The following is an 18116-nucleotide window of genomic DNA, read 5'->3' as shown; positions in this document are numbered from 1 at the left end:
TTGAGTTAAACTTGGTTAAGTACTTCAATCGTAGCATAGTCAATGGGACTTTTTGTGTTTGAATATATTATTTCAAACACCAGGAAATTATAAAATTTAATGCCTGTGGATACTTCTTGGCAGGAACTATGAAGGGGCATGTTTCCTTTATCTCCTACGGGGAATGTTCAATTAAAACCACCACTTTGCGTGGCAACATTGAACCAGCAGCGTTACGCTGGCGCAGTTCGTACGTCGCTACGACGGACAGGACGTGCTAGTACAGGCGTTGCCATAGGACGTGGCTTTTTTAGCCTGTAAGGGCGCTTGCGCTTTTGTTCTTGACGGGAAAAGTCACATTTGCTTCCAGCAACTCGCGAGACTATCCTCACCTACGTAAGTAGCTACGGCTCACAGGGACGTGGAGATTATACCTGTAAGGTTGCTTACGCTTTTGTTCTTGGCTATAAATCCATATAATGGTAAACTATCTATAATTGATTACGTAGTTTGTGTTTATGAATTGAAAATAAGTACAAACTATTATGGATAAATGACCGTTTAAAAATGGAGGATATGTTATGGAAGCAATTAGCGAAGAAGTGCTACAAATTAATGGATATAACTTACATTTAGTCCAGAATCAAAAGTTTAAAACAGTAAACATAGTAGCTAAATTTAAGGCTCCTTTAAGTAGAGATACGATTACAAAACGTGCTTTACTACCATACTTATTAAAGCAAGGACCTAAAAATTATCCGAGTCGTAAAGAACTACAGATTAAATTGGATAACTTATATGGAGCAGTACTCTCTATTGATGGTGGTAAAAAAGGAGAAAATCATATTATAAGTCTGCGATTAGAAGTTGCAAATCAAAAGTTCATCCCAAATGAAACTGGAATTTTAGAAGATGCAATAGCTTTATTAAACGATGTAATCTTTCATCCGAATAGTAGTAATAATGCTTTTCAACCTCAGTTATTTGACAGAGAGAAAAACACATTGAAACAAAAAATCAATGCTATTAAAGATGACAAAATGAGTTTTGCCAATATGCGTCTTATTGACGAAATGTGTAAAGATGAAGCCTACTCTTTACATGTACATGGATATGAAGAAGATCTTAACTCCATGACGGCCGAGAATACATTTGAATATTATCAGAAGCTTATACGTGAGGACGATTTGGATATCTATGTTCTCGGTGATTTTGATATAGAAGAGATGAAACAGCTTATATCTCGTAACTTGGAACGTCAGTCCCAAGAAGTAAGTCAAGACAAAGAGAAAACTAAAAGTGATACGAATAGTCAAGGAGATAAGCCACTGGAGATCATTGAAAAGCAAAATATTCAACAAGCAAAACTTCATATCGGTTATCGAACGAACTGTACGTATGCGGATAATGAATATCCTGCACTACAAGTTTTTAATGGTATATTAGGTGGATTCCCAAGTTCAAAGCTTTTTATAAATGTAAGGGAGAAAAATAGCCTTGCTTATTACGCCTCCTCTAAACTAGAGAGTCATAAAGGGCTTTTACTAGTTTTCAGTGGTATTGCGCCTGATGATTATGAGAAGGCAAGAGAAATTATGGAATTACAAATGACAGCAATGAAAAATGGGGAAATAACAGAATCCGAATTAAGCGAGATTAAAGAATTAATTGTTAATCAATTATTAGAAACAATGGATCATCCTCAGGGAATAATCGAGTTACTATATCAACAAGTTATTGCTAATAATGAACTTAAGCCAACTGAATTAATTCATAAAATAAAGCAAGTGAAACTTGAGGAAGTTAGCCAAGTCGCCACAAAAATAGAACAAGATACGGTTTACTTGTTAACCACTAATGGAGGTAAGCAGGATGAGTAGTAAAACTTACGATAACATTAATGAAACCGTTTATTCAGAGCAATTAGATAATGGATTATCCGTATTTTTATTGCCAAAACCAGAGATGTCAAAAACCTATGGGATTTTTTCAACAAACTATGGCTCAATTGATCAAACGTTTGTTCCAATTGAACAAAATGAAAAAATAACTGTTCCAGAAGGTATTGCACATTTTTTAGAGCATAAGTTATTTGAAAAAGAAGACCATGATGTATTTGCGAATTTTGGAAAACAAGGTGCTTCTGCTAATGCATATACTTCTTTTACAAAAACTGCTTACTTATTTTCCGCAACTAACAATATTGAAGAAAATGCAAAAACACTAATTGACTTTGTGCAAGATCCTTATTTTTCAGAGAAATCTGTTGAGAAAGAGAAAGGAATCATTGCTCAAGAAATTAAGATGTATGATGATCAACCCGATTGGCAATCGTTTATGGGAACAATAAAAGCAATGTTTAAAGATCACCCTGTCAATGTAGATATTGCAGGTACGGTTGAGTCGATTAATTCTATTACAAAAGACGATTTATACACATGTTATAACACGTTTTACCATCCCGAAAACATGACTTTGTTTATTGCAGGGAACTTTAATCCAGAGAAAATGATGAGTCTGATTCAGGAAAATCAAGCAGGTAAGTCGTTTCAAAAAATGGATGAAATAACAAGGGACTTCCCGAATGAACAAGAACAGGTCGCAATGAAAGAAAGCAAAATTGTTATGCCTGTTTCGGTTTCTAAATGTACGATTGGTATCAAGGAATCGGTACAAGAACTAGAAGCAACAGACTTTTTAACGAAAGATGTACTACAAGATATGGTATTAGGTTTTTATTTCTCAAAAAGTGGTCAATTCTATCAAGAATTATATGAGTCAGGTTTAATTGATGACAGTTTTCATTTTGAGACAAATTTGGATAGAAATTTCGGCTATACACTTATTGGGGGAAATGCAGACGATCCGGATGAGTTAGCTTCAAAAATCAAAGAATTATTACTGAAAACGCAGACGGAAGCCATCGAAGCAGAAGACTTCGAAAGAATGAAAAAGAAAAAAATTGGCCAGTTGCTACGTGCTATGAATTCACTTGAATTTATTGCTAGTAAGCACATTCATTACCATACATTAGGTATCGACTTCTTTGAATTAATACCGACTATTCAATCTTTAACACTTGAGCAAGTTAATGATTTCTTAAGTAATTGGATTACAGAAGATCGGTTAACGGTTTGTAAAATAGTAGCAGAGTAGGATGTATTATGGGGAAAAATATATTAATTATTGGTGCAAGTGGAGATATCGGAAGCGCTATTGCCGAGTTGTTAGGCAAAGAAGGATATCAACTGATTTTACATTATAACAAGAATAGGAATAGGATTAATCAAGTTAGAGAGACTTTGGATCAAGAATCAATATTGAGTGAAATACAAGCTGACTTGAGCGATGATGCTCAGGTTAAAAAACTATTGACTGAGCTTGTCTTTCCAATTGATGGAATTGTATTTGCAAGTGGAAATGCTTATCAAGGATTATTTCATGAAACTAGCGAAGAAAAAATGGACGAAATGTTATCCATTCATGTGAAGTCTCCATGGATGATTACCAAGTATTTACTTCCTTCGATGGTTAAAAAAAAATCGGGAAAAATTATAATGATCACTTCAATATGGGGTGATGTAGGTGCGAGTAATGAAGTAATTTATTCAACTGTGAAAGGTGCACAGAATTCTTTTGTTAAAGCATTATCGAAAGAAATTGGCCCAAGTGGTATATCTGTAAATGGCATCAGCCCTGGTTTTATTGATACAAAAATGAATCGTCATCTATCAGAAGAAGATAGAAACAGGATTGTTTCAGAAATCCCAATGAATCGTGTTGGAACTCCAAGTGATATTGCTCATGTTGTTCAATTTTTACTTGGAGAACAGTCATCCTATGTACATGGTGATATTATACGTGTAAATGGCGGTTGGTAAAAAGGGTGTAAAATTATACTTTCTCCTTCTCTACAATGTATAAACATGTTTTTAATTCAAATACTATACATGTAAAAATGAAGGAGGAGATAAAATGTCTGTTCTAGATAATTTCGGAACTTGGAAAGATTTTTTGGCAAACCGACTTGAACAAGCGCAATCACAAGGTATGTCTCAACAAACGATGAATGAAGTTGCTTATGAAGTTGGAGACTACTTAGCGAAAAGCGTTGATGCTAAAAATAGTGAAGAAGCAGTATTAAGAGAACTTTGGAACGCTGCTTCTCAAGAGGAACAGCATGCAATAGCCAATTCAATGATTAAGCTAGTGCAAAATCAAGGAAACAATCAGTAATTACCATCTTGATTAGAAGCTGCATTATCATGCGCAGCTTCTTTTTATTAATTATTTTAATAATGTTTCATTATTTCCTTTCAACATAAGCCAAAATCATTTATTATAGAGATATATTATATATTTTGTTAATGGTTACCAATATTAAAGGGGTTTGATTATGGATCGAACAGAATGGTATCTTGAATATGAGATTCAATATAACCGACCTGGATTACTTGGTGATATATCTTCATTGCTAGGGATGCTATCTATTAATATTATTACGATAAATGGTGTCGAAAATGGTAGAAGAGGCATGTTGTTATTATCGAAATATGATGAACAAATTATTCGATTGAAATCTATATTAGATACAATGGATACCATACAAATTACCAAATTACGTAAACCAAAGCTTCGGGATAAATTAGCGGTGAGACATGGAAGATATATTCATCGAGATGTAGATGACCGAAAAACCATTCGATTTGTTCGAGATGAACTTGGACTATTGGTGGATTTTATGGCTGAATTATATAAACAAGAAGGACACAAACTAATTGGTGTAAGAGGGATGCCTCGAGTCGGGAAAACGGAGTCAGTAGTGGCGGCTAGTGTTTGTGCAAATAAACGGTGGTTGTTTGTTTCCAGTACGTTACTGAAGCAAACTGTACGAAATCAATTAATTGAAGGGGAATATAGCACTGATAATATATTTATTATTGATGGAGTTGTATCTAAACAACGAGCAAATGAAAAACATTGGCAGTTGATTCGAGAAATCATGCAATTACCTGCAATAAAAGTAGTGGAACACCCTGATATATTTGTTCAAGCTACCGAATATAATATTGATGATTTTGACTATATTATTGAGTTAAGAAGTCATGAAGAAGAGGAAATTACATATGAGCAATTTGAAAAAACACAATTTAACCAAGATAATGGTTTTTCAATGTTCGATTTTTAAATTGGATGGTGTTAAGTATGGGAATAGGTGCTAAGCTTAAAGAAGCAAGAGAACAAAAAGATATTTCTTTAGAAAGTCTACAAGATATTACAAAAATCCAAAAAAGGTATTTGATAGCGATTGAAGAAGAAAACTTTGCTGTCTTACCTGGTAAGTTTTATGCGCGAGCATTTATTAAAGAATATGCAACAGCAGTCGGTTTAGATTCTAATGAATTATTGGAAGAGTTTAAAGAGGATATTCCTTCCCCAGATGAAGAGAGTACGGTACAGTATACGAGGATTAACCGTTCGAGAAAAGATAATAATCCGACCAAGAATTCACAAATTTTTTCTCTGATCCCTACTATTATTGTCATATTACTAATAGTGGGAATTGGATTTGCAGCATGGTGGTTCCTTCAGCAAAATACTAATGATGAACCAAATGATGCAAATGAGACTAATGATAATGAAATTATTCGACGTAATGAAAACAATAATGACAATGCTGTTGAAGATGAAGAGCCTGCCGATGACGAAGAAACGAATTCGGAGGATGAGACAGATGAAGATACAGAATCTGAACAAGAGCAAGAAGAACCTGCTGAAACAGAGCTTATACTAACAGAAGAAGGCTCCGTGTCTGAGTATGATTTAAATAATCCTGGCGAGGAAGTTATTTTCACTTTTGAAGCATCTGATAGTGTATGGTTTGCTGTGGAAAATGAAGACGGAGAATCCTTTTACTCATCAACATTAAGTCCACAGGACTCCCCAGTAGAATTGGATCTAACGGGGGAAGAAAGAATACATTTTAATATCGGTTTTTCACCGAATTTGACGATTACCGTTAATGGAATCGAGTTCGAATATCCTGTTGATCCAGCCGAAAAAGATGTTCAGCGCTTTTGGATCAATGTAAATCAAGAAACTGAATAAACCACATATATACCCTTCCCGAAATTGTGGAAGGGTTTTATACCTTAGTTAAAGCATGACTTTGTAGGAGGAATTATGAATATGAATATACCAAATAAAATTACATTATCTCGAATTTTCCTAATCCCCATTTTTGTTATTTTATTAAGTGTACCTTTTGATTGGGGAGAATGGCATATTGGTGAGGCAACCCTTCCCATATCCCATTTTGTAGCTGCATTATTGTTTATCTTTGCATCTGCTACAGATTGGGTTGATGGGTACTATGCTAGGAAATATGACCTTGTCACAAACTTAGGAAAGTTTTTAGATCCACTTGCTGATAAATTACTTGTATCTGCCGCATTAATTGTACTTGTAGAATTAGGTGTTGCACCTGCTTGGGTGGTTATTGTCATTATAAGTAGGGAATTTGCTGTAACTGGACTACGATTGGTGGCTGCTGGTGAAGGGATAGTTCTTGCGGCAGGAAGTATGGGGAAAATTAAAACAGCTACTCAAATGATTGCTATTTCAGCTCTCTTACTACATAACTTTCCTTTTTCATTTATCGGTTTTCCATTTGCAACAATTATGTTATATGTAGCTCTCTTCTTTACCGTGTTATCAGGATATGACTATATCATCAAAAATTGGCATGTGATGAGGGATTCAAAGTAATGAAACAATTAAATGCAGAGATTATAGCAGTAGGGACAGAGTTGCTGTTAGGACAAATTGCAAATACAAATGCACAATGGATTTCTCAGCAACTTGCAGCATACGGTGTTAATGTTTACTATCATGGTGTTGTAGGAGATAACCTAAAACGTGTAGAAGATACATTCGCCCAAGCTGCCAGTAGATCTGATATAATAATAGTGACAGGTGGTTTAGGGCCAACCGATGATGATCTTACCCGAGAAGCTTTTCAGTCTTTAACGAATTTACCAATGAATGAACATCAACAATCCATGGAAAAAATAGAGCAATATTTTCACAAGCAAAAAGTAGAAATGACAGCAAATAATAGAAAACAGGCTCGAGTTTTTACGGGGGCAGTTGTCATAAATAACAAAATTGGCATGGCGCCAGGAATGATTGTTTCACGAAAAGAGAAAAAATGGATCTTTTTACCGGGAGTACCTAAAGAAATGAAGCAAATGATGCTAGATGATATCCTACCCTATGTGCGGAATATGATGGGTAGCGACGAAATAATTCAATCGATGGTTTTACGGTTTATTGGGATTGGTGAATCAAAGCTGGAACATGAGGTTTCCGATCTCATTCAATCTCAGAATAACCCTACGATTGCTCCGCTAGCACAGCAACAAGGTGTCGTGCTTAGACTCACTGCAAAAGCGGATTCAATTGAGAAAGTAAATCTATTATTAGATCAAACAAAAGCAACAATACTGCAACGAGTTGGAAAGCATTATTATGGGATGAATGAAGAAACAATCGAAAGTAAAATTGTTTCTTTATTGAAAGAAAAAGGGTATTCGATTGCTGCAGCCGAAAGTTTAACTGGTGGAATGTTTATAGAAAGGCTAATCTCTATTGAAGGTGCTTCTTCAGTTACACCTGGAGGCATTGTTTGTTACGATGCAAACGTAAAAGCAAATGTTTTAGGGGTGCAAAAGGAAACAATAGGCGAACATGGTACAGTGAGCAAAGAATGTGCATTAGAAATGGCTACAAATATACGTCATCTATTACAAACGACTATTGGAATTAGTTTTACGGGAGTTGCTGGACCAAAAGAAATAGAAGAGCAACCTGTAGGCACAGTATATATTGCGGTTTGTAATAATAGTGAAAGTAAAGTAGAGAAATATGTTTTCAATGGTAATCGAGAAATAATTCGTAGAAAAGCAGTCTTGAAAGGATTAGAAATATTATATAATCAATTAAAATAGTAGTTTGTAGCAAGAAAATAATTTAAAATTTAATTTTCCTGCACTTATTTATAATAAAATATGATAATACCCTTTGAAATAGACGCGAAAAAATAAGAACATTTATTCGTTTTTTACTTGGCAAAATGATTAAAACAATGTATGATAATTATAGAATTAATGAGGAGGTAGTTTCGTTGGGTGATAGAAAACAAGCTTTAGATATGGCTTTAAGACAAATAGAGAAACAATTCGGTAAAGGTTCCATCATGAAATTAGGGGAACAAGAAGGACAAAAGATGGCAACGATCCCTAGTGGATCATTAGCATTAGATGTTGCATTAGGTATCGGTGGATATCCTAAAGGACGCGTCGTAGAAATCTATGGTCCGGAATCTTCTGGTAAAACAACTGTAGCCCTACATGCAATTGCGGAAGCACAACGAAAAGGCGGGCAAGCTGCATTTATTGATGCAGAGCATGCACTTGATCCAACTTATGCAAGAGCATTAGGCGTTAATATAGATGAGTTACTTCTTTCTCAGCCTGATACTGGAGAACAAGCTTTGGAAATCGCTGAAGCGCTTGTGCGTAGTGGTGCAGTAGATATTATCGTAGTTGACTCGGTTGCTGCATTAGTTCCAAAAGCAGAGATTGAAGGGGAAATGGGTGATGCCCATGTTGGTTTACAAGCACGTCTGATGTCACAGGCATTAAGAAAGCTTTCCGGTGCAATTAATAAATCAAAAACAACCGCTATTTTCATTAACCAAATTCGTGAAAAAGTTGGCGTTATGTTCGGTAATCCGGAAACAACACCAGGTGGACGCGCACTGAAATTCTACTCTTCTGTTAGACTAGAAGTTCGCCGTGCGGAAACATTGAAACAAGGAAATGAAATGGTAGGAAATAGAGCTAAAATTAAAGTTGTAAAAAATAAAGTGGCTCCACCATTCAAGCAAGCGGAAGTAGATATAATGTACGGTAAAGGAATTTCCAAAGAAGGAGAAATTCTGGATATCGGTTCTGAGTTAGATATTGTAGATAAAAGTGGTGCTTGGTATTCATATGAAGGAGAAAGACTTGGTCAAGGTAGAGAAAACGCGAAACAGTTCTTAATGGAAAATGTAGATATGACGGAAGAGATCCATAGCGCAATTCGTCTGCATTATAATTTAGACGCTGTACCTGAAGAAGTACAAGAAGAAGCCGGGCAAGAAACATTAGATGTATAATAAATTAACGGATGAAGTATCTCTTACGTGAAGTAAGGGGTACTTTTTTTAAAAATGCAACTCTAGTTCTCAAGCGAGTTGCATACATATTAGGATTTAAGACTTGAATAAGTAGTAAATTTAAAGAAAACAGCCATTCTCAAAAATAAATATGCATAATATATGACGATTCCTTGACAACCTTCATATAGACAATTAAAATTAAGTTGTATAATTTTATATTTTTATTATACGAAATTAAATTTATTCATGGAATATTGTACATGCCGACAATAATGAATTGAAACAACTTTATAGCAATAGGAGGTGAAACCGTGGAAAACTTACCCTTAATCATCTCCATTTTGCTTGCCGGAATCCTAGTCGGTATTGTTGTTGGTTATCTGATTCGTAAATCTATTGCAGAAGCTAAGATTTCTAGTGCTGAAATTTTAGCAAAACAAATAGTTGATGAAGCACATCGAAATGCAGATGCCGCCAAGAAAGAGGCACTTCTTGAGGCGAAGGATGAAAATCATAAACTTCGCCAGCAGACAGAGCAAGAAATACGTGAACGTCGTGCTGAAGCACAAAAACAAGAAAATCGCCTGATGCAAAAAGAAGAAAATCTGGACAGAAAAAGTGAAACGCTGGATAAGCGTGAGCTCTTGTTAGAGAAGAAAGAACAATCACTAGCAGAAAAACAACAACAAATTGAAGAAATGGAAAGCAAAGTGGAAACTATGATACAAGAGCAGCAAACCGAGCTTGAGCGCATTTCAGGGTATACTACTGATCAGGCAAGAAGTATTATTTTAGAGCGTATCGAAAAAGAAGTAGCACATGAATCAGCATTATTGATCAAAGAAGCTGAAAATAGTGCGAAAGAGGAAGCGGATAAGAAAGCGAAAAATATTCTTTCTCTAGCTTTACAGCGCTGTGCTGCAGACCACGTTGCTGAAACAACTGTATCTGTTGTAAACTTACCAAATGATGAGATGAAAGGTCGTATTATTGGTCGTGAAGGTCGTAATATTCGAACATTAGAAACGTTGACAGGTATCGATTTAATTATTGATGATACACCAGAAGCAGTAATATTGTCTGGGTTTGACCCTATTCGAAGAGAAACAGCTCGTATGGCATTAGAAAAACTTGTACAAGATGGCAGAATTCACCCAGCACGAATCGAAGAAATGGTGGATAAAGCTAGACGTGAAGTTGATGAATATATACGAGAAGTTGGAGAAGAAACAACATTTGAGGTTGGTGTACATGGTCTACATCCAGATTTAATTAAAATACTCGGTCGTCTAAGATATCGTACAAGCTATGGTCAAAATGTATTAAAACATTCAACTGAAGTTGCATATCTTGCAGGGTTACTCGCTGCTGAACTAGGTGAAGATGTAACATTAGCAAGAAGAGCTGGTTTACTTCATGACATAGGTAAAGCTATAGATCATGAAGTTGAGGGAAGCCACGTTGAAATTGGTAAAGAGTTGGCAATGAAATACAAAGAACATGAGGTTGTCATTAATTCGATCGCATCCCACCATGGCGATGAAGAACCTACTTCTATCATTTCCGTTCTAGTAGCTGCAGCTGATGCATTATCAGCGGCTAGACCTGGAGCAAGAAGTGAGACTTTAGAAAACTATATTAAACGTTTAGAAAAACTAGAAGAAATTTCCGAATCGTTTACAGGTGTTGAAAAGTCATTTGCGATTCAAGCAGGACGAGAAATTCGAATTATGGTGAAACCTGATGAAATTGATGACATTGATTCCGTTCGTATTGCACGTGATATTCGTAAACGAATTGAAGGTGAACTCGATTATCCAGGCCATATTAAAGTAACAGTGATACGCGAAACTCGAGCAGTTGAGTACGCGAAATAAAAGCTAAGTTTCAGTCTAAAAGCACTAAGTACTGAAACTTGTAAGGAAAAGCGGAGCAAATAAGCCCGCTTTTTTTTATTTTTTTGACTTTATATATCTTCAGTGGGAAAATATACATATCATAAGAGATAGGATGATTGAGAAATGAAAATATTGTTTATAGGTGATGTTGTTGGGTCACCAGGTAGAGATATGGTACAAGAATATTTACCTAAATTAAAAGAAAAGTACCGTCCAAATATGACGATTATTAACGGGGAAAATGCAGCCTCAGGAAAAGGAATTACGGAAAAAATATATAAGCAGTTTTTGGAATGGGGAGCTCAAGTTATTACTATGGGGAACCATACTTGGGATAAGAAAGAAATATTTGAATTTATGGATGATGCCAAAAATATGATTCGACCTGCTAACTTTCCAGAAGGGAATCCAGGTAAGGGAATCGTATTTATTAATATAAACGGAGTGGAAGTAGCGGTGATAAATTTACAAGGAAGAACATTTCTTCCGCCAATTGATGATCCATTTCAAAAGGTAGATGAATTAATTGAAGAGGCAAAAAAACGTACAAATATAATTTTTCTAGATTTTCATGCAGAAGCAACGAGTGAAAAACAAGCGATGGGGTGGTATGTTGATGGACGTGTCAGTGCGATTGTCGGCACGCACACACATACACAGACAGCAGATGATCGCATATTACCAAATGGGACCGCATATATTACTGATGTTGGTATGACAGGACCATATGATAGTATTTTAGGCGTCGAACGGGAACTTGTGATAAAGAGATTCAAAACGAATTTACCTATTCGTTTTGATGTGGATAAAAATGGACGAACGCAATTAAATGGATTGCTAGTAACGATTGATGTGAAAACTGGGAATGCCAAAGCTGTTGAACGAATAATAATTAATGATGACCATATTTTCTTTCATTGAGTATTTGAATTTTTTGAATTCTTGATGCATAATGGTAATAAGCTAACATCTCCAAGAATATAGTAGCAGTAGAACTATAATAGCAAATGAAGGAGGTACTAGTAATGGAAATATTAAAAGTCTCAGCTAAATCAAATCCTAATTCTGTAGCAGGTGCACTTGCGAACGTATTACGAGAACGTGGATCAGCGGAAATCCAAGCTATCGGAGCGGGAGCTTTAAACCAATCCGTAAAAGCAGTAGCAATAGCCCGAGGATTTGTTGCCCCGAGTGGTGTTGATTTGATTTGCATTCCCGCATTTACCGATATTTTGATCGATAATGAGGAACGTACAGCAATCAAATTGATTGTAGAACCTAGATAAATGAAATAATATATTACATTTTATAGTGTTACGCATTAGCGTAGCACTTTTTTATGTCTATGAAAATATGACAATTTTAGTAATCTTAGCTCGTATGAGAGAGATGTTTTTATTTGCGATATGTAACATCTGTTGTTAAATTTAGGTGTAGGTATTATACTGAAACAATGAACAACTATGCATAAAATGAAGGTTTCAAGTGATATAAAGAAAGGAGTTTCGATATGAACGAACAACAGCGGAAGGAACAAGCTCAAATAAAGCAAGATAATCATCCAACGGACGTAAAATCCGGTAAGGATAATATCGATCGAATAAAAAGCACAACAAGTGATGAGATGATTGCCAAGTATTTTCAAGCTAACTATCAACCACCCGATATTAACAAGGCAAGAAAACGTCGTAAAGAAGATGTGCAATTTCATTATGACTTTTCTATACCTGAAGACATGGCGAACATTGGAAAAGGAAAAAAATTCCTTATTCGTACATACGGCTGTCAAATGAACGAACATGACACGGAAGTAATGGCGGGAATCTTAACGGAAATGGGATATGAATCGACTTCTGATACCAACGATGCAGACATCATTTTATTAAATACATGTGCGATCCGTGAGAATGCGGAAAATAAAGTATTTGGTGAAATTGGTCACTTAAAACCATTGAAGCTAGAAAAACCGGATTTAATTCTTGGAGTTTGTGGATGCATGTCACAGGAAGAATCGGTTGTAAATCGGATTATGAAGAAGCATCAGCATGTGGATTTAATATTCGGTACTCATAACATTCATCGATTACCACATTTGGTTAAAGATGCAATGTTTAGTAAAGCTCAGGTTGTTGAAGTATGGTCTAAAGAAGGGGACATAATCGAGAACCTACCAAAGGTTAGAAACGGAAAAATAAAAGCATGGGTAAATATCATGTATGGGTGTGACAAATTCTGCACCTATTGTATCGTTCCAATGACACGAGGAAAAGAACGTAGTCGTCGTCCAGAGGATATTATCCAAGAGGTTCGGCACTTGGCTGCTCAAGGATATAAAGAGGTCACACTTCTAGGACAAAATGTTAATGCATATGGAAAAGACTTTGGGGATATGGAATATACTTTCGGTGACTTAATGGATGATATGCATAAAATTGATATCCCGAGGGTACGCTTTACAACTTCACATCCTCGTGACTTCGATGATCACTTAGTTGAAGTTCTTGCGAAAGGTGGCAATCTTCTCGACCATATTCACTTACCGGTACAATCTGGAAGTAGTGAAGTACTAAAGCGGATGAACCGTAAATATACACGTGAGGATTATTTGGAACTAGTACGAAAAATTAAAAAAGCTATTCCAAATGCTACATTGACAACAGATATTATCGTTGGGTTCCCAAATGAGACGGAGGAACAGTTCGAGGAGACGATGACTCTTGTTGAAGAGGTTGGTTTCGAGGCAGCTTATACGTTTATTTATTCACCTCGTGAAGGTACACCTGCAGCACGTAAAAAAGATGATGTACCAGAAGAAGTGAAAAAACAACGCTTATACCGATTAAATGAACTTGTAAACAAACAATCTGGAGAGTCAATGAAATCCTATGAAAACAAAACCGTAACAGTACTTGTTGAGGGAGAAAGTAAAAAAGATCCGGATGTTCTAGCTGGTTATACGGAAAAAAATAAGCTTGTTAACTTTAAAGGACCAAAATCTTCTATAGGACATATTGTAGAAGTAAAAATAACGGAAGCAAAAACTTGGTCATTAAATGGTGAAATGGTAGAAAAAACAGTTGAGGTGAACTAACATGGTAGAATACACACGAACGCAAGTATTAGATGAAGCAAAAAAGTTAGCTGAAATGCTAGCTAATACTGAAGAGATTGATCGTTTTAAACAAGTGGAAGCGAAATTAAATGAGAATAAAAAGGTACAAACATTAATTAATCGTATTAAAGCATTGCAAAAACAAGCAGTAAACTTTCAAGCATATGAAAAAAGAGAAGCATTGAAAAAAGTGGAAGCTGAAATTGACCGTTTACAGGCTGAAATTGATGAAATTCCAGTTGTTCAAGAATTTAAAGAATCACAGATTGTAGTAAACGATGTCCTACAGCTTATTTCCGGTACAATATCTAGAGAAGTAACGAACAAAGTTATCGAGTCAACTGGCGGAGATGTTCTAGCAGGAGAGACAGGCTCTAAGAAGCAAAATAGCACTTCTTGTGGTAACTAATTAATAACCAAGCAAGAAATTTCTTGCTTGGTTATTTTTAATACATACTACAAATACCATTACTTCAACGCTTCTAGCCAAAAAAATTATAACTTCTCTTGGTTTCATAGAATAGCTATGCACTTTAGGTATTTGTCTTGCATAAAATGACTATGAAAAAAGAGGAGGTAACGTAATTATGAGTTTTCTAGATAATGACTATAGAGAAATCATTACAAAAGCTGTTATCGGGAAAGGAAAAAAATTTACTCAAGCGACACATTCCATCTCACCATCACATAGACCTACAAGCATTTTAGGTTGCTGGGTTATTAATCATTTGTATAATGCAAAGAAAGCATCTGAGGATACTGTAGAAATTAGTGGCAGCTATGACATTAATGTATGGTACTCTTACAATGATAATACCAAGACGGAAGTGGTAACAGAAAGAGTGACTTACAATGATGTGGTTCCTTTAGGAATTAAGGATGATAATTGTTTAAATGATGATTTTGATGTTATTTGCAAAGTACTTCAACAACCAAATTGCCTTGAATGCAAAATTTCAAACCAAGGTCACAAAATCCATGTAGAAATTGAACGAGAATTTTTAGTTCAAGTATTGGGAGATACGAAGGTTTATGTAAAAGTAGATCCAAAAGGGTTTAAATATGATGACGATGATGAGTGGGATTACGCAGTAACCGATGATGAGCTAAAAGAAATCGATCCTGATTTCCTAGAAAGTGCAAACAAAGTAAGAACAAAAGATTAAAAGACTTACGGGGGACTCTCCTCGTAAGTTTTTTATTTGTAGATAAGTTTTCTATTCTTCATAGTAATGATGTGTCGCCTCCAATCTACAATGTATGCTATAATTAACAAATAATATGTAGGTTTTTGGAGGATTTTATAATGGCAAAATATACACCGATGATGGAACAATATTTACGAATAAAAGCAGATTATCAAGATGCTTTTTTATTTTTTCGCTTAGGTGATTTTTATGAGATGTTTTTTGAAGATGCAATTAATGCCGCTAGAGAATTAGAGATTACGTTAACGAAACGTGATGCTGGACAAGAAGATCCGATTCCAATGTGTGGGATTCCCTATCATTCGGCAGCTAATTATATTAAGAATTTAATTGAAAAAGGGTATAAAGTAGCCATTTGTGAGCAAGTGGAAGATCCGAAAGAGGCAAAAGGTGTTGTGAAAAGAGAGGTTGTTCAACTTATTACACCTGGAACCGTGATGGAAAGTAATATGCTAAATGAAAAAAATAATAACTATATTGCAAGTCTTTCTCATTTTGAAGATGGGTCGTATGTCATCGTTTATAATGACTTGTCAACGGGTGAAAACCGAATTGCCCTTATTTCACATGGCTGGGACGCTGTTATACATGAATTATATAATCAACCAATAAAGGAAATTGTGATTTCTTCTAATCTACCAGAAGAATCCCAGCAACAACTGAGGGATAGATTGCAAGTTACGTTATCCTATCAAGATGAAGTGAACTTTAATGCGGAATACAGAAACCTATGTGAAAAATTAAATGATGAGCGATTAATGAAAGCTTTTAGTCGACTATTAAATTATATCCAACATACACAAAAACGTTCCCTAGATCATCTACAACAAGCAGAGATCATTGAATTAGCAAACCACCTTTCGCTCGATATGTATTCCAAACGAAATTTAGAGTTAACGGAAACAATCCTGCGTAAAGGAAAACAAGGAAGTTTGTTATGGGTGCTTGATAAAACGGTAACTGCTATGGGGTCACGAATGTTAAAAAAATGGCTAGAGCGTCCGTTACTAGTCCGTGAACAAATTGAAGAACGATTAAATACTGTTGAGGGTTTTTATCAAGGTTTTATTGAAAGAGATAGTTTACGAGAGATTTTAAAGTCCGTGTATGATCTAGAGCGTTTATCTGGAAGAATTTCATATGGAAATGTGAATGGTCGAGATCTAATACAGTTAAAGAAATCGTTAGAAAAAATACCTGTGTTAAAAGAGACATTAAAGCATTTCAATCATAAGCAAATTGACAAGCTTGCAGAATCATTAGTTTTTCCTGAACATATTGTGTCATTATTAGATATAAGTTTAGTAGATGATCCACCTGTATCGATTAAAGAAGGTTCGATTATAAAAGATGGATACCATCAACAGCTTGATACATATCGTGATGCATCAAGAAATGGGAAACAATGGATTGCAGAATTAGAAAAAAAGGAAAAACAAGATACAAAAATTAAATCACTTAAGATTGGGTATAACCGAGTTTTCGGTTATTATATCGAAGTTACAAAAGCAAATCTACATCTTTTGCCTGAAGGTAGGTATGAACGAAAGCAGACGTTAACGAACGCTGAACGTTTTATCACTCCAGAATTAAAAGAAAAAGAGCAATTGATTCTAGAAGCTGAAGAAAAAAGTGTAGAATTAGAGTACAATTTATTTATCGAAATTAGAGAGCAAATCAAAGAGTACATTCCTGAGCTTCAGTATTTAGCTGATGTAGTGAGTAAGATAGATGTATTGCAAGCTTTTGCAACGGTGAGTGAAGCAAATAATTTTAAGCGCCCACGATTTGTAGATCAACATTTAGCAATTAAAAATGGGCGTCATCCGGTCGTGGAACAAGTGATGAAAGATGGCTCGTTTGTTCCAAATGACATAAAACTTGATAAAGAGAGAAGTATTTTATTAATTACTGGACCCAATATGTCTGGTAAAAGTACGTATATGCGGCAGCTCGCACTAACGGTGATTATGGGTCAAATTGGATGTTTTGTACCTTGTGAAGAAGCGGATTTAATTATTTTTGATCAAATTTTTACACGAATAGGTGCAGCAGACGATCTTGTATCGGGACAAAGTACATTTATGGTAGAAATGCTGGAAGCAAAACATGCATTATCCAATGCTACAGATAGAAGTTTAATTTTATTAGATGAAATTGGGCGTGGGACAAGCACATATGATGGAATGGCATTAGCACAAGCAATTGTGGAATACATTCATCATCATTTGCAAGCAAAAACGCTATTTTCTACGCACTACCATGAATTAACTACATTGGAGAACAGTTTAGAAACCTTAAAAAATGTTCATGTTCGTGCGGAAGAATTTGAGGGAAATGTGGTTTTTTTACATCAAGTTAAAGATGGTGCAGCAGACGAAAGTTACGGGATTCATGTTGCGAAACTCGCTGAACTTCCTATCGCACTAATTGATCGAGCAAGTGAGATTTTACATCAATTAGAAAATAGCGAAAAAAGTCCTACTCAACCTGAAAAGAAATCTTCCTCTGGACAATTATCCTTTTTTGAGGAGGAAAAACCAATAAAAGCGTTGGATACAAACAGTAAACAAGATGACAAAATCATTGCGGATTTAAAAGATTTAAATTTACTAGAGATGACACCATTAGATGCATTAAATGAATTGTACCGACTTCAAAAGAAAGTACAAAAATAAGAAAGGATTGTTTGC

The 18116-nt window shown here is 35.4% G+C and carries 16 protein-coding genes; all 16 read left to right on the top strand.

Annotated elements, in window-relative coordinates; translation table 11 throughout:
• Positions 1-560: 560 nt before the first annotated feature.
• Entirely contained in the window at positions 561-1859 is a 1299-nt protein-coding gene (gene yfmF, locus ACFSTA_RS14035; protein WP_377557367.1) for an EF-P 5-aminopentanol modification-associated protein YfmF, read from the top strand.
• Positions 1852-3135 (top strand): EF-P 5-aminopentanol modification-associated protein YfmH, encoded by a 1284-nt coding sequence (gene yfmH, locus ACFSTA_RS14030; protein WP_377557366.1) that lies wholly within the window; start codon positions 1852-1854, stop codon positions 3133-3135. The genes yfmF and yfmH overlap by 8 nt, the downstream gene beginning before the upstream one ends.
• 8 nt (positions 3136-3143) lie before the next feature.
• A complete protein-coding gene (gene ymfI / locus ACFSTA_RS14025; RefSeq protein ID WP_377557365.1) occupies positions 3144-3860 on the top strand; it encodes an elongation factor P 5-aminopentanone reductase in 717 nt (238 codons plus the stop codon).
• 94 nt (positions 3861-3954) lie between these two features.
• Positions 3955-4215: a DUF3243 domain-containing protein gene (locus ACFSTA_RS14020; RefSeq protein WP_377557364.1), complete on the top strand. Its 261-nt coding sequence runs from the start codon at positions 3955-3957 to the stop codon at positions 4213-4215.
• A 160-nt stretch (positions 4216-4375) separates the two neighbouring features.
• Positions 4376-5167: a DUF3388 domain-containing protein gene (locus ACFSTA_RS14015; RefSeq protein ID WP_377557362.1), complete on the top strand. Its 792-nt coding sequence runs from the start codon at positions 4376-4378 to the stop codon at positions 5165-5167.
• 17 nt (positions 5168-5184) lie between these two features.
• Positions 5185-6087 (top strand): helix-turn-helix domain-containing protein, encoded by a 903-nt coding sequence (locus ACFSTA_RS14010; RefSeq protein ID WP_377557361.1) that lies wholly within the window; start codon positions 5185-5187, stop codon positions 6085-6087.
• Between the two features lie 81 nt (positions 6088-6168).
• A complete protein-coding gene (gene pgsA, locus ACFSTA_RS14005) occupies positions 6169-6747 on the top strand; it encodes a CDP-diacylglycerol--glycerol-3-phosphate 3-phosphatidyltransferase (protein ID WP_377557360.1) in 579 nt (192 codons plus the stop codon).
• Positions 6747-7988 carry a competence/damage-inducible protein A gene (locus ACFSTA_RS14000; RefSeq protein WP_377557359.1) on the top strand — a complete coding sequence of 414 codons (1242 nt, stop codon included), beginning with the start codon at positions 6747-6749 and terminating at the stop codon, positions 7986-7988. The genes pgsA and ACFSTA_RS14000 overlap by 1 nt, the downstream gene beginning before the upstream one ends.
• Before the next feature lie 176 nt (positions 7989-8164).
• Positions 8165-9202, top strand: a complete 1038-nt coding sequence (gene recA / locus ACFSTA_RS13995; protein ID WP_377557358.1) for a recombinase RecA — start codon at positions 8165-8167, stop codon at positions 9200-9202.
• A gap of 314 nt (positions 9203-9516) precedes the next feature.
• Entirely contained in the window at positions 9517-11082 is a 1566-nt protein-coding gene (gene rny, locus ACFSTA_RS13990) for a ribonuclease Y (protein WP_377557357.1), read from the top strand.
• Positions 11083-11226: 144 nt separating this feature from the next.
• A complete protein-coding gene (locus ACFSTA_RS13985) occupies positions 11227-12024 on the top strand; it encodes a TIGR00282 family metallophosphoesterase (RefSeq protein WP_377557356.1) in 798 nt (265 codons plus the stop codon).
• A 104-nt stretch (positions 12025-12128) separates the two neighbouring features.
• On the top strand, positions 12129-12389 hold the full coding sequence (locus ACFSTA_RS13980; RefSeq protein ID WP_377557355.1) for a stage V sporulation protein S: 261 nt from the start codon (positions 12129-12131) through the stop codon (positions 12387-12389).
• 224 nt (positions 12390-12613) lie between these two features.
• The gene (gene miaB, locus ACFSTA_RS13975) at positions 12614-14194 is read left to right on the top strand and encodes a tRNA (N6-isopentenyl adenosine(37)-C2)-methylthiotransferase MiaB (protein WP_377557354.1); all 1581 of its coding nucleotides are present in this window, start codon (positions 12614-12616) and stop codon (positions 14192-14194) included.
• Position 14195: 1 nt separating this feature from the next.
• Positions 14196-14624 carry a RicAFT regulatory complex protein RicA family protein gene (locus ACFSTA_RS13970; protein WP_377557353.1) on the top strand — a complete coding sequence of 143 codons (429 nt, stop codon included), beginning with the start codon at positions 14196-14198 and terminating at the stop codon, positions 14622-14624.
• Positions 14625-14802: 178 nt separating this feature from the next.
• Entirely contained in the window at positions 14803-15381 is a 579-nt protein-coding gene (gene cotE, locus ACFSTA_RS13965) for an outer spore coat protein CotE (protein WP_377557351.1), read from the top strand.
• Between the two features lie 140 nt (positions 15382-15521).
• On the top strand, positions 15522-18101 hold the full coding sequence (mutS, locus tag ACFSTA_RS13960) for a DNA mismatch repair protein MutS (protein ID WP_377557350.1): 2580 nt from the start codon (positions 15522-15524) through the stop codon (positions 18099-18101).
• The last annotated feature ends 15 nt before the right edge of the window (positions 18102-18116 follow it).

The organism is Ornithinibacillus salinisoli (genome assembly GCF_042684965.1).
GTDB lineage: Bacteria > Bacillota > Bacilli > Bacillales > Amphibacillaceae > Ornithinibacillus > Ornithinibacillus salinisoli.
This window is presented reverse-complemented; position numbering and strand designations above follow the sequence as displayed.

Coding starts and splice junctions, on each gene's coding strand:
- yfmF (WP_377557367.1), top strand. CDS start 561: ATGGAAGCAATTAGCGAAGAAGTGCTACAAATTAATGGATATAACTTA.
- yfmH (WP_377557366.1), top strand. CDS start 1,852: ATGAGTAGTAAAACTTACGATAACATTAATGAAACCGTTTATTCAGAG.
- ymfI (WP_377557365.1), top strand. CDS start 3,144: ATGGGGAAAAATATATTAATTATTGGTGCAAGTGGAGATATCGGAAGC.
- ACFSTA_RS14020 (WP_377557364.1), top strand. CDS start 3,955: ATGTCTGTTCTAGATAATTTCGGAACTTGGAAAGATTTTTTGGCAAAC.
- ACFSTA_RS14015 (WP_377557362.1), top strand. CDS start 4,376: ATGGATCGAACAGAATGGTATCTTGAATATGAGATTCAATATAACCGA.
- ACFSTA_RS14010 (WP_377557361.1), top strand. CDS start 5,185: ATGGGAATAGGTGCTAAGCTTAAAGAAGCAAGAGAACAAAAAGATATT.
- pgsA (WP_377557360.1), top strand. CDS start 6,169: ATGAATATACCAAATAAAATTACATTATCTCGAATTTTCCTAATCCCC.
- ACFSTA_RS14000 (WP_377557359.1), top strand. CDS start 6,747: ATGAAACAATTAAATGCAGAGATTATAGCAGTAGGGACAGAGTTGCTG.
- ACFSTA_RS13985 (WP_377557356.1), top strand. CDS start 11,227: ATGAAAATATTGTTTATAGGTGATGTTGTTGGGTCACCAGGTAGAGAT.
- ACFSTA_RS13980 (WP_377557355.1), top strand. CDS start 12,129: ATGGAAATATTAAAAGTCTCAGCTAAATCAAATCCTAATTCTGTAGCA.
- miaB (WP_377557354.1), top strand. CDS start 12,614: ATGAACGAACAACAGCGGAAGGAACAAGCTCAAATAAAGCAAGATAAT.
- ACFSTA_RS13970 (WP_377557353.1), top strand. CDS start 14,196: ATGGTAGAATACACACGAACGCAAGTATTAGATGAAGCAAAAAAGTTA.
- cotE (WP_377557351.1), top strand. CDS start 14,803: ATGAGTTTTCTAGATAATGACTATAGAGAAATCATTACAAAAGCTGTT.
- mutS (WP_377557350.1), top strand. CDS start 15,522: ATGGCAAAATATACACCGATGATGGAACAATATTTACGAATAAAAGCA.